At 70.8% G+C, this 11991-nt stretch carries 12 protein-coding genes; 7 read left to right on the plus strand and 5 right to left on the minus strand.

Annotated elements, in window-relative coordinates:
• The first annotated feature begins 81 nt into the window (after positions 1-81).
• From ACIRVK_RS18335 to ACIRVK_RS18350, 4 genes are all read left to right on the plus strand, one after another.
• Positions 82-837: a lysophospholipid acyltransferase family protein gene (locus ACIRVK_RS18335; RefSeq protein ID WP_404248129.1), complete on the plus strand. Its 756-nt coding sequence runs from the start codon at positions 82-84 to the stop codon at positions 835-837.
• 43 nt (positions 838-880) lie between these two features.
• Positions 881-2086: a MacS family sensor histidine kinase gene (gene macS / locus ACIRVK_RS18340; protein WP_404248363.1), complete on the plus strand. Its 1206-nt coding sequence runs from the start codon at positions 881-883 to the stop codon at positions 2084-2086.
• Positions 2086-2763, plus strand: coding sequence for a response regulator (locus tag ACIRVK_RS18345; protein WP_404248131.1), 678 nt, complete (start codon positions 2086-2088; stop codon positions 2761-2763). The genes macS and ACIRVK_RS18345 overlap by 1 nt, the downstream gene beginning before the upstream one ends.
• A gap of 108 nt (positions 2764-2871) precedes the next feature.
• Positions 2872-3900 (plus strand): 6-phosphofructokinase, encoded by a 1029-nt coding sequence (locus tag ACIRVK_RS18350; RefSeq protein ID WP_404248133.1) that lies wholly within the window; start codon positions 2872-2874, stop codon positions 3898-3900.
• Positions 3901-3918: 18 nt separating this feature from the next.
• Here ACIRVK_RS18350 and ACIRVK_RS18355 read toward each other — a convergent pair whose 3' ends face one another.
• Positions 3919-5796, minus strand: a complete 1878-nt coding sequence (locus ACIRVK_RS18355; RefSeq protein ID WP_404248135.1) for an anthranilate synthase family protein — start codon at positions 5794-5796, stop codon at positions 3919-3921.
• 98 nt (positions 5797-5894) lie between these two features.
• Entirely contained in the window at positions 5895-6032 is a 138-nt protein-coding gene (locus tag ACIRVK_RS18360) for a trp operon leader peptide (RefSeq protein WP_404248136.1), read from the minus strand.
• Positions 6033-6057: 25 nt separating this feature from the next.
• Between ACIRVK_RS18360 and ACIRVK_RS18365 the strand changes: the two genes are divergently transcribed.
• Both ACIRVK_RS18365 and ACIRVK_RS18370 read left to right on the plus strand, forming a co-directional pair.
• Positions 6058-7410, plus strand: coding sequence for a class II 3-deoxy-7-phosphoheptulonate synthase (locus ACIRVK_RS18365; protein WP_404248138.1), 1353 nt, complete (start codon positions 6058-6060; stop codon positions 7408-7410).
• A gap of 134 nt (positions 7411-7544) precedes the next feature.
• A complete protein-coding gene (locus ACIRVK_RS18370) occupies positions 7545-7778 on the plus strand; it encodes a bacterioferritin-associated ferredoxin (RefSeq protein ID WP_404248140.1) in 234 nt (77 codons plus the stop codon).
• A gap of 24 nt (positions 7779-7802) precedes the next feature.
• Here ACIRVK_RS18370 and bfr read toward each other — a convergent pair whose 3' ends face one another.
• Entirely contained in the window at positions 7803-8282 is a 480-nt protein-coding gene (bfr, locus tag ACIRVK_RS18375; protein WP_133042876.1) for a bacterioferritin, read from the minus strand.
• 174 nt (positions 8283-8456) lie between these two features.
• Here bfr and ACIRVK_RS18380 point away from each other — a divergent pair, with 174 nt between their 5' ends.
• Positions 8457-9104: a sulfite oxidase-like oxidoreductase gene (locus ACIRVK_RS18380; RefSeq protein ID WP_404248142.1), complete on the plus strand. Its 648-nt coding sequence runs from the start codon at positions 8457-8459 to the stop codon at positions 9102-9104.
• Between the two features lie 2 nt (positions 9105-9106).
• Here ACIRVK_RS18380 and ACIRVK_RS18385 read toward each other — a convergent pair whose 3' ends face one another.
• Positions 9107-9985 (minus strand): deoxyribonuclease IV, encoded by an 879-nt coding sequence (locus ACIRVK_RS18385; protein ID WP_404248144.1) that lies wholly within the window; start codon positions 9983-9985, stop codon positions 9107-9109.
• 34 nt (positions 9986-10019) lie between these two features.
• The gene (gene pknB / locus ACIRVK_RS18390; RefSeq protein ID WP_404248146.1) at positions 10020-11951 is read right to left on the minus strand and encodes a Stk1 family PASTA domain-containing Ser/Thr kinase; all 1932 of its coding nucleotides are present in this window, start codon (positions 11949-11951) and stop codon (positions 10020-10022) included.
• Positions 11952-11991 lie beyond the last annotated feature (40 nt).

The following is an 11991-nucleotide window of genomic DNA, read 5'->3' on the forward strand; positions in this document are numbered from 1 at the left end:
CACTGACACCGACCAGGGCCGTCGGCTCCTTTGGCGGCGGGCCGGGTTAAGGTCTGATCGACGGAAACAGGAGGCACTCGGTTGTTGTACGGCACGATGAAGGTCGCCATCGGGGGGCCGCTGAAAGTCGCCTTCCGGCCCTGGGTGGAGGGGCTGGAGAACATTCCGGCCGAGGGCCCCGCGATCCTCGCGAGCAACCACCTCTCGTTCTCCGACTCGTTCTTCCTGCCCGCGGTGCTCGACCGCAAGGTGACCTTCATCGCGAAGGCGGAGTACTTCACCACGCCCGGCGTGAAGGGCCGGCTGACGGCGGCCTTCTTCAAGGGCGTCGGCCAGCTCCCGGTGGACCGCTCCGGTGCGCGGGGCGCGGGCGAGGCCGCGATCAGGAGCGGCCTGGAGGTCCTGGAGCGCGGTGAGCTGTTCGGGATCTATCCGGAGGGCACCCGTTCGCCCGACGGCCGGCTCTACCGGGGCAAGCCCGGCGGCCTCGCGCGTGTGGCCCTCGCCAGCGGCGCCCCGGTCGTACCCGTCGCGATGATCGACACGGAGAAGATCCAGCCGCCGGGCAAGGTGATGCCCAAGCTGATGCGTCCCGGCATCCGTATCGGCAAGGCCCTCGACTTCAGCCGCTACCAGGGCATGGAGCACGACCGCTTCGTCCTGCGCGCGGTGACCGACGAGGTCATGTACGAGATCATGAAGCTCTCCGGCCAGGAGTACGTCGACATCTACGCGACCGCCGCCAAGCGCCGGATCGCCGAGGCGGCGAAGGCCGACAAGGAACAGGCCAAGGAACAGGCCAAGGAACAGGCCAAGAAGGAGAAGTCCGGGGCCTAAGCTGGGCGTCTGTGGGCGTGGGGAGTCGGCGGGGGTGGGGGAGTTGGCCAAGCGCGAGCGCGTGCTGAAGATGTCGGTCGAGCAGCCGCTGTGGCGTGCGCTCAGCGCGTACCGGGTGCTCACCATGCTGTACGCGGTCGGTCTGTTCGCCACCGCCTACGACGAGTTCGACCACGCCGGCGTCGCCATCGCGTACTACTGCGTGCTGTTCGTCTGGACGCTCGCCACCCTGCCCCGCGTGCAGAACGCGGCCGCCTGCACCAAGCGCTTCCTCGCCGCCGACCTCGCCATCGCCCTCACCGGCATCCTGCTGACCCCGGTGGCCGCGAACGACCAGCACATCCACAGCGGCGGCCCCACCCTGCCGTCGATATGGACGGCCGGTTCGGTGCTGGCCTACGCCGTCAAGGGCGGCTGGCGCTGGGCCGCGTTCGCGTCCACGCCGGTGGCCGCCGCCAACCTCATCGAGCGCGGCGCCCCGGCCCGCGACACCGTCCACAACGTCATCCTGGTCTGGGTCGCCTCCATCGCCATCGGCTACGTCGTCGAGGTCGCCCGCGCCTCCGAGCGCACCCTCGCCCGCGCGCTGGAGATCGAGGCCGCGACGCGCGAGCGGGAGCGGCTCGCCCGGGACATCCACGACGGCGTGCTGCAGGTGCTGGCGATGGTGCAGCGGCGGGGTGCCGTCATCGGCGGCGAGGCGGGTGAGCTGGGCCGGATGGCGGGCGAGCAGGAGGTCGCCCTGCGCACCCTGGTCTCCGGCGGGCTGCTCCCGGTGTCGCGGGCCGCGCAGGACGCGGCCGAGGGCGCGGTCGTCCGCGCCGTGGACGAGCCCGACGAGGACGGCTCCGTCGATCTGCGCACCCTGCTCGCCCCGTACGCCGCCGCCAAGGTCAGCTTCGCCGAGCCCGGCGCGCCGGTGCTGCTGGCGCCGGGCGCCGCGAGGGAGCTGGCCGCGGCTGTCGGCGCCTGCCTGGACAATGTCCGCCGGCACGCGGGCGAGCACGCGCGCGCGTGGATCCTCGTCGAGGACGAGCCCGGCGAGATCGTGGTGACGGTACGGGACGACGGTCCCGGTATCCCCGAGGGACGGCTCGCCCAGGCCGAGGGGGAGGGACGGCTCGGGGTCGCCCTGTCGATCCGCGGCCGGCTGCGCGACCTCGGCGGCAGCGCCGAACTGGTCTCGGTCCCCGGGCAGGGCACGGAGGTCGAACTGAAGGTACCCAAGAGCGTGAAGGCGGAGCGGTGATGAGCGAGCGGCAGGACCCGATCAAGGTCATGGTGGTCGACGACCACCCCATGTGGCGCGACGCCGTCGCCCGCGACCTGACCGAGTCCGGCTTCGACGTCGTCGCGACGGCCGGGGACGGCGACCAGGCCGTGCGCCGCGCCAAGGCCGCGGCCCCCGACGTCCTCGTCCTCGACCTGAACCTGCCCGCCAAGCCCGGCGTGCAGGTCTGCAAGGAACTCGTCGGTCACAACCCGGCCCTGCGGGTCCTGGTCCTGTCCGCGAGCGGCGAGCACGCCGACGTCCTGGAGGCGGTGAAGTCCGGCGCCACCGGCTATCTGGTGAAGTCGGCGTCCACCGAGGACCTGCTGGACGCGGTGCGCCGTACCGCGGCCGGCGACCCGGTGTTCACGCCGGGCCTGGCCGGACTCGTCCTCGGCGAGTACCGCCGCCTCGCCTCCGAACCGACGCCCGCCGCCGGCACCGACGAGCCCCGGGCCCCGCAACTCACCGACCGCGAGACCGAGGTGCTGCGCCTGGTCGCCAAGGGCCTGAGCTACCGGCAGATCGCCGAACGCCTGGTCATCTCCCACCGCACGGTCCAGAACCACGTCCAGAACACCCTCGGCAAGCTCCAGTTGCACAACAGGGTGGAACTCGTGCGGTACGCCATAGAGCGCGGGCTTGACGACGAGTAAACCAACCGCACGCCGATTCACCGGAATTGCCGGTCCCGCCCATCACGCTGTGACGTGGATCACCATTAGCGTGGCTGTCACAGGCAACCGTGGCGAAGGGACTTTTCCATGCGGGTCGGAGTACTGACCGGAGGCGGCGACTGCCCCGGGCTCAACGCCGTCATCCGGGGCATCGTCCGCAAGGGCGTGCAGGAGTACGGCTACGACTTCGTCGGCTTCCGGGACGGCTGGCGAGGACCTCTGGAGGGCGACACCGTCCGCCTCGACATCCCCGCCGTACGTGGCATCCTGCCTCGCGGCGGCACCATCCTCGGCTCCTCGCGCACCAACCCCCTCAAGCAGGAGAACGGCATCCGGCGCATCAAGGAGAACCTCGCCAAGCTGGAGGTCGAGGCGCTCGTCGCGATCGGCGGCGAGGACACCCTGGGCGTCGCCGCACGCCTCACCGACGAGTACGGCGTGCCGGTCGTCGGCGTGCCGAAGACCATCGACAACGACCTGTCCGCCACCGACTACACCTTCGGCTTCGACACCGCGGTCGGCATCGCCACCGAGGCCATCGACCGGCTGCACACCACCGCCGAGTCCCACATGCGCGTCCTGGTCTGCGAGGTGATGGGCCGCCACGCCGGCTGGATCGCCCTGCACTCCGGGCTGGCCGGCGGCGCCAACGTCATTCTCATCCCGGAACAGCGCTTCGACGTGGACCAGGTCTGCGCCTGGATCACCTCCCGCTTCAAGGCCTCCTACGCCCCGATCGTGGTCGTCGCCGAGGGCGCCATGCCGAAGGACGGCGACATGGTCCTCAAGGACGGGTCGCTCGACTCCTTCGGGCACGTGCGCCTCTCCGGCGTCGGCGAGTGGCTGGCCAAGGAGATCGAGAAGCGCACCGGCAAGGAGGCCCGCACGACCGTGCTCGGCCACATCCAGCGCGGCGGCACCCCGAGCGCCTTCGACCGCTGGCTCGCCACCCGCTTCGGCCTGCACGCCGTCGACGCGGTCCGCGAGGGCGACTTCGGCAAGATGGTCGCCCTGCGCGGCACCGACATCGTCCGCGTCCCCATCGCGGAGGCGACGGCGAAACTGAAGACGGTGGACCCGAAGCTGTACGAGGAGGTAGGCGTCTTCTTCGGCTGACGGCTGACGTCCGCCGAGTCAGTACGTCGTGCTCGTGCCGCGCAGTTGACCGACGAGGTCCCGCACGAGCACCGCCCCGTTCAGTGTCAGGACCGACTCCGGGTGGAACTGCACCCCCGCGAAACCCGGGCCGCGCACGGCGTGCACCTCGCCGTTGCCGGCCCGGCTCACCTCGACGCCGTGCGCGGCCAGCTCCCCGGCCACCTCGTCGTCGCAGCGCGCCACGAAGCTGTTGTAGAAGCCGACGGTCTCGTCCCGCCCGAACAGGTCGATCGTCGTCTGCGCCCCCTGGTACGGCACCTCCTTCCGTACGACCTCAAGCCCCAGCTCGGCCGCGATCAGCTCGTGTCCGAGGCAGACGCCGAGGACGCCGTGCCGGTGCTCCCGGATCACCGCCGCGGTCAGGTCCCGCAGGAACCGCATCTTCGGGTCGTCCAGGTCCGACGGGTCACCGGGGCCGGGGCCCAGCACGACCGGTCCCTCGTGCGCGAGGACGGCTTCCCGCAGCCCGGGTTCGTCGTAGCGCCGGACGGTGACCTCCAGCCCGCCCGAGCGCAGCACGTGCGCGAGCATCGCCGTAAAGGTGTCCTCGCCGTCGACGACCAGGGCGTGCCCGGTCAGCTCGGCGGCCTGCTCCTGCATCCGCAGCCAGAAGGGCGCGAGCGAGGCCCGGCGCCCGTCGAGCGCGGCACGCACGCGTGGGTCGTCGGCAAGACGCACGCGCGCGTGCTCGTCACGCGGCCGTGCCGGCCGTACGCCCAGAGCCGCGAGCACTCCGGCGGCCTTCGCGTGCGTCTCGGCGACCTCGCTCGCCGGGTCCGAGCCGCGGACCAGGGTGGCGCCGACCGGCACGCGCAGCAGGCCGCCGGCGTCGATGTCGGCCGTCCGGATCAGGATGGGGGAGTCGAGGGTCTGGGCGCCGCCGGAGTCCCGGCCGAGCAGGGCCAGGGCGCCCGCGTAGTAGCCGCGTCCGACACCATCCCGCCCGAGGGGCTCATACCGCTCGATGACCCGGCAGGCGTTCTGCACCGGCGATCCGGTAACGGTCGCCGCGAACATGGTCTCCTTCAGCACCTCGCGCACGTCCATGGACGACTTGCCGCGCAACTCGTACTCCGTGTGCGCGAGATGGGCCATCTCCTTCAGCCGTGGGCCGATCACCACCCCGCCCATGTCGCCGACCGTGCACATCATCTTGAGCTCCTCGTCGACGACCATCGACAGCTCCTCGATCTCCTTGCCGTCGGCGAGGAAGTCCAGCAGGTGCTCGGGGGTCGGGCCCTCGGCGGGATAGCGGTACGTCCCGCTGATCGGGTTCATGACGACGGTGCCGCCGGACATCCGGACGTGCACCTCGGGGCTGGCCCCGACCAGCGTCCGCTCCCCGGTGTGCACCACGAACGTCCAGTACGCGCCCCGCTCACCCTCCAGCAGCCGCCGGAACAGCGCGAGCGCGTCGGCGCGGGAGAACCCCGGGATCTCCCCCTGGTACGTCCGCCGGATCACGAAGTTGGCACCCTCGCCCCGTCCGATCTCCTCCCGGAGCACGCGCCCGACGATCTCGCCGTACTCCTCGTCGTCGACGTCGAAGGCGCCGCGCTCGACGCGGACGTCGTGGGCGGGGAGCTGGGCCAGCACGTCATCGAGGGACAGCGTGTGCGTCTCCTCGGGGGTGAGCACCGTGAGCGGCGTCCCGTCGTCCCGCACGTCGAAGCCGCGCTCGCGGATCTGCCGGAAGGGGACCAGGGCGAGGCCCTCGTCGGGCAGGTCGGCGAGCCGGTCGTACGACGTGACCGGGCCGAGGAGCAGCTCCACGGTCTTCTCGCCGTGGCCCGGCGTCCGGCGGCGCAGCAGGGCGAACGGGCGGGGGTCGTGCAGGAGCTGGGTCAGGTCCATGGGTCCTCTTCCGTCGACGTCGATGACGTGAGGAACGGCCCCGGAAACGCCGAAGGCCGCCCCTCGGGCGGCCTTCGCGAAGTCTTGCGTACGCGCAGTCAGTGGGCCGCCGGATGAGCGGTCCACCACCAGTTCTGGGTCGAGTGCGCGAACATGCGAGGCACCATACCCCATGTCCGCACCTCGTACCCCGTGGTACCCCGTGTCTCATTTGCTGGGCAAGGCGCGGGAGCCATGACACGACCCCGTAATGTTGAGGCCGTGACCGTGAACGCTAAGTCCAGCGCGAGTGCTGGCAACACCTGGCGAGACCTGCCCGCGGCGCAGCAGCCCGAGTACCCCGACCTTGAGGCTCTGCGCGCAGTCGTTGCGGACCTCGAGTCGTATCCGCCGCTCGTCTTCGCGGGCGAGTGCGACCAGCTGCGCGCCCGGATGGCGGCCGTCGCCAAGGGAGAGGCGTTCCTCCTCCAGGGCGGCGACTGCGCCGAGGCCTTCGACGCGGTGTCCGCCGACCACATCCGCAACAAGCTCAAGACGTTGCTGCAGATGGGCGCCGTGCTGACGTACGCCGCGTCGGTTCCGGTCGTGAAGGTCGGCCGGATCGCCGGCCAGTACTCCAAGCCGCGGTCCAAGCCGACCGAGACCCGCGACGGCATCACGCTGCCGACCTACCGCGGCGACTCCGTCAACGGCTTCGACTTCACCGAGGCCGCCCGCGTCCCGGACCCCGAGCGCCTGAAGCGGATGTACCACGCCTCCGCCTCCACGCTGAACCTGGTGCGCGCCTTCACCACCGGCGGCTACGCCGACCTGCGCCAGGTGCACGCCTGGAACCAGGACTTCGTGAAGTCGTCCCCCTCCGGCCAGCGCTACGAGCAGCTCGCCCGGGAGATCGACAACGCGCTGAACTTCATGCGGGCCTGCGGCACCGACCCGGAGGAGTTCAAGACCGTCGAGTTCTACTCCTCGCACGAGGCGCTGCTGCTGGACTACGAGTCGGCTCTGACCAGGGTCGACTCCCGCACGGGACAGCTGTACGACGTCTCCGCGCACATGGTGTGGATCGGTGAGCGCACCCGGCAGCTGGACCACGCGCACATCGAGTTCGCCTCCCGGATCCGCAACCCGATCGGCATCAAGCTCGGCCCGACGACCACGGCCGAGGACGCGCTGCAGTACATCGAGCGCCTCGACCCCGACCGTGAGCCCGGCAGGCTGACCTTCATCGTCCGCATGGGCGCCGACAAGGTCCGCGACAAGCTGCCCGAGCTGGTCGAGAAGGTCACCGCGTCCGGCGCGACCGTGGCCTGGGTGACCGACCCGATGCACGGCAACACCTTCGAGGCCGCCTCCGGTCACAAGACCCGGCGCTTCGACGACGTGCTCGACGAGGTCAAGGGCTTCTTCGAGGTCCACAAGGGCCTCGGCACCCACCCGGGCGGCATCCACGTCGAGCTCACCGGCGACGACGTCACCGAGTGCGTGGGCGGCGGCGACGAGATCTTCGTCGACGACCTGCACCAGCGCTACGAGACGGCCTGCGACCCGCGCCTGAACCGCAGCCAGTCGCTGGACCTGGCGTTCCTCGTGGCGGAGATGTACAGGGACCAGTGACGGCTGGGCCTGTTACCGGGGCATGAACTGGGCGCGGATCACATACGATCCGCGCCCCACTCCACTTTTGCCGTCCCCGAGTGCCGGGTAAGGTTAGGTTCACCTTATTGATTCTCGGTGGGAGGTGAGTCCGCGTGTACGTCTGCAGCTGCTTCGGCGTGACCGAGGCGCAGGTCCAGCAGCACGTGGACGACGGCGCCTGCACGCCCCGCCAGATAGCCTCCGCCTGCAAGGCCGGCACGGACTGTGGCTCGTGCGTCCGCCGTATCCAGGCCATCCTCGGCCGGGGCAGCTGCCCGCGACGGGAGGCGGCGGACCAGGGCCGGCCGGTGCTCACGGCGCTCACGGACCTCGACGAGGCGGCCTAGCCCGCATCGAGGGAGCGGCCCGGCTCAGCTCTCCGGCTGCTCGATCAGCTGCGCGATGTACAGGGCCTCGCCGAGCTTCTCCACCAGCTCCAGCTGGGTGTCGAGGTAGTCGATGTGGTGCTCCTCGTCCTCGAGGATCGACTCGAAGATGTTCGCGGACGTGATGTCGCCCTTGTCGCGCATCACCTTGATGCCGCGCCGCAGCCGGTCGATCGCCTCGACCTCGATCTGCCGGTCCGCCTCGAACATCTCCTTGACGGTCTGACCCACGCGTACGTGGAAGAGCCGCTGGTAGTTGGGCAGTCCCTCCAGGAAGAGGATGCGGTCGGTGAGCACCTCGGCGTGCTTCATCTCGTCGAACGACTCGTGGCGGGTGTACTTCGCCAGCTTCGTCCAGCCGAAGTTCTCCTGCATCTTCGCGTGCAGGAAGTACTGGTTGATCGCGGTCAGCTCGCCGGTGAGCTGCTCGTTGAGGAATTCGATGACCTCGGGGTCGCCCTGCATCGCAGAGGCTCCTTCCAACCGGGGGAACTGGCGGATTGCGCCGCATGATTGCACCGGCAACGAAGATCGTCCAGTAAGTCTTCACTTAGTGGGCAGGTGCGCGCTTGGTCCGAGTTGCCCGCGTTTGCTGGGTGCCGGTCAGGCGCACCCTGTCCGGTCTGTCAGGATGGAGTCATGGGTCAGCCGGTGGAGCGTGAATCGGGAGAACGCGATTCGGGAGGGGCAGGTCAGCCGGAGCTTCCGCCGGGGCAGCGACTGCAACGCGGCTGGCCGGTCACCCACTACGGGCCGGTACCCAGGTTCCGCCCCGAGCGCTGGGAGTTCCGGGTCTTCGGGGCCACCGCGGACGGCGAGAAGCGCTGCTGGAACCACGAGGAGTTCGCGGCCCTGCCGTACGCCACCGTCGTCGCCGACCTGCACTGCGTCACGAAGTTCAGCATGCTGGGCGCCGAATGGGGCGGGATCCCGGCCCGGACGATCCTCGAGCTCGCCCCGCCCGCGCCGGTCGTCACCCATGTGATGGTGTGGGCGGAGTACGGGTTCAGCTCGAACCTGCGCCTGTCCGACTTCGCCTCCGAGCGCACACTGTTCGCCACCCACAAGGACGGCGAACTCCTGACCGCGGAACACGGCTTCCCGCTGCGCCTGGTCGTCCCCCACCTCTACGCCTGGAAGGGCCCCAAGTGGGTCCGGGGTATCGAGTACATGACCGCCGACCGGCGCGGCTTCTGGGAGGAGCGCGGCTACCACAACGTCGGTGACCCCTGGAAGGAGCAGCGCTACTCCTATCAGGAGGAGCCAGGCGACGGCCCCGAGCTCTGAAATCAGGCCTCGCGCAGCTTCTTCAGCCGTTCCACGTCCGCCGCGTGTCCCTCCTTGCCGCCGGGCGTCTCGATGACCAGCGGTACGCCCTCGGTCGCCGGGTGGGTCATCAGGGCGCGGAAGGGGTCCTCGCCGATGTGACCGGCGCCGATGTTCTCGTGACGGTCCTTGTGGGCGCCGACGACGTCCTTGGAGTCGTTGGCGTGGATCAGCTTCAGCCGGCCCTCACCGACCGTGTCCACCAGCAGGTCGAGGGTCTGGTGCATACCGCTCGGGCCGGTCAGGTCGTGGCCGGCCGCGAAGACGTGGCAGGTGTCCAGGCAGACCCCGAGCCTCGGGTGCGCGTCCAGCGCCTCGAAGTAGGGCCCGAAGTCCCAGGTCCGCGAGCAGAGCGAGGCGCCCTGTCCGGCCGTCGACTCCAGCAGCAGGAACGGGTCGTCGTCGTGCGTGAGCTCGTCCAGCAGCGGCAGCAGGTGCTCGCGCACCTGCTTGAGCGCCACCGAACGCTCCCGGCCGCCCGTCGCGCTGCCCGTGTGCACGACCACGCCGAGCGCCCCGATCTCCCGCCCGCGCCGCAGGGAGTGGCGCAGCGACTCCACGGACCTCTCGACGGTGGCCTCCGTGTGCGAGCCGAAGTTGATCAGGTAGGGCGCGTGCACGTACGCCGGGATCGACTCGGCCTCGCACACCGCCCGGAACTCCTCGTCCTGCCGTGGGTTCCCGGCCGGTGTGGCCCAGCCGCGCGGGTTGGCGACGAAGACCTGCACGGTCTCGGCCCTGAGGTCGCGCGCGTAGGACAGGCCGACGGAGTGCAGACCGCCGGCCACCGGGACATGGCCGCCGACGGGGTTGCGGGACGGGAAGGGGGACTCGCTCTTCACCCGTTCAGGGTGTCATGCGGCCCTCAGTGCCCGGTCACCGGATCTTGATGGTGATCGTCGACCCCTTGGGTGCCGTCTGCCCGCCCGGGACCGACTGGCTCTTGACGGTGTCGCCGAACAGGCCGAGCAGCCCGCGGTCCTCGCTGACCTGGAAGCCCTTGTCCTCCAGGGCCTTCTTCGCGTCGTTCACGCTGTCCCCGGTGACGTCCGGGACCTCGACCATCTGCGGGCCCCTGGACAGCGTCAGCGTCACCGTGTCGCCCTCGGCGGCCTGGCCGTTGCCCGCCGGGGTCTGCGCGGCGACCTGGCCCTTGTCGAAGTCGGAGTTGACCTGCTCGGCCGCGACCTTCACCTTCAGGCCCGCGCTCTGCAGGTCGGACGTGGCGCTCTGCAGGTCCTCGCCGGTGACGTCCGGGACGTCGACCGGGCTGCCGTTGCTGACGGTCAGGGCGATCGCGGAGCCCGCGTGCCGGGTCGTGCCCGCGTCCGGGGTGGTGGAGATCACGAAGCCCTTGGGGACGTCCTGGCTGAACGTCCGGGTCACCATGCCCGGCGCCAGCCCGTCCCTGGCCAGCAGGGCCTGCGCCTTGTCCAGCCGGTAACCCTTCAGGTCGGGCACCTGCACGGTCTCCGGACCGTCGGAGAGGGTGACGTACACGACGCCGTTGTCCCGGATCCGGGTGCCGGGCGTCGGATCGGAGCTGATGACCGTGCCCCGCTTCACCGTGTCGCTGTACGCGTGCCGGACCGCCCCGAAGCGCAGCCCGGCCCCCTTGATCTTCCGTTCCGCCTGTACCCGGGTCTTCGCCAGCACCGGCGGGACGCTGGTGAACTGGCCGGAGTTGATGTACCACACGCCCGTGCCGACGCCGAGGACCAGCAGTACGGCGACGACGATCGCCAGCGGACCGCGCCGCGAGCGCACGCCACGGCGCCGGGGCGGCAGCGGCGGAGGGCTCTCCAGCCGGCTGGTGCGGAGCACGTCGGGCGGCACGCCGTCCCCGCCGGCCTGCCCCGGGTGGGGCGTGGTCAGCGCGCGCGGGATGACGCTCGTACGGTCCTCGGAGATGTCCCGGTGCTCCGCCGTCAGCGCCAGCGGCGGCACCGCGTCCAGCTGGTCCGCGCTGAGTGCGGCGCGCGCCCGGCGGGCCTGGGCGAGCAGCGCCACCGCGTCGTGCGGGCGGACGGCGGGCACGCGCGCGGTCGCCGACGCCACCAGCTCGTCCAGCGCGTACGGCAGCCCGGGGACGGCCGCCGACGGGGGCGGGACGTCCTCGTGGATGTGCTTGTAGAGCACGATGGCCGGCGAGTCGCCCTGGTGCGGCCGCTCGCCGGTCAGCATCTCGTACAGGACGACACCGCACGCGTACACGTCGACGCCCGGGTCGGCCGTGCCCTGCTCGATCTGCTCCGGCGCGAGATAGGACACCGTACCCAGGACCGTTCCGGTGGTGTGGGTGACCGTGTCCACGGACCGCACCAGCCCGAAGTCGGCGACCTTGACCCGGCCGTCGTCCCCGATCAGGACGTTCTCCGGTTTCATGTCCCGGTGCACGAACCCGGCCCGGTGTGCGGCGCCGAGCGCCGCCAGCACCGGCTCCAGGATGTCCAGGGCGGCGCGCGGCTGCAGCGCCCCGCGCTCGCGCAGCACGTCCCGCAGGGTGCAGCCGGCCACGTACTCCATGGCGAGGTAGACGTACGACCCGTCGGTGCCCTGGTCGAAGACCTGCACCACGTTCGGATGGGCCAGTCGGGCGACCGACTTGGCCTCCCTGATGAACCGCTCGACGAAGGAGCCGTCGGAGGCGAGTGCGGGGTGCATCACCTTCAGCGCGAGCACGCGGTCCAGACGGGTGTCCAGGGCCCGGTAGACCGTGGCCATCCCGCCGACCGCGATCCGCGCGTCCACGCGGTAGCGCCCGTCGAGCACCTGCCCGACCAGAGGGTCCTGAAGGGTCGTATCCACGCAGGTGAGTGTACGAGCCGTGACGGACAGGACCACGGTT

This window comes from Streptomyces sp. NPDC101152 (assembly GCF_044768275.1).
Lineage (GTDB): Bacteria > Actinomycetota > Actinomycetes > Streptomycetales > Streptomycetaceae > Streptomyces.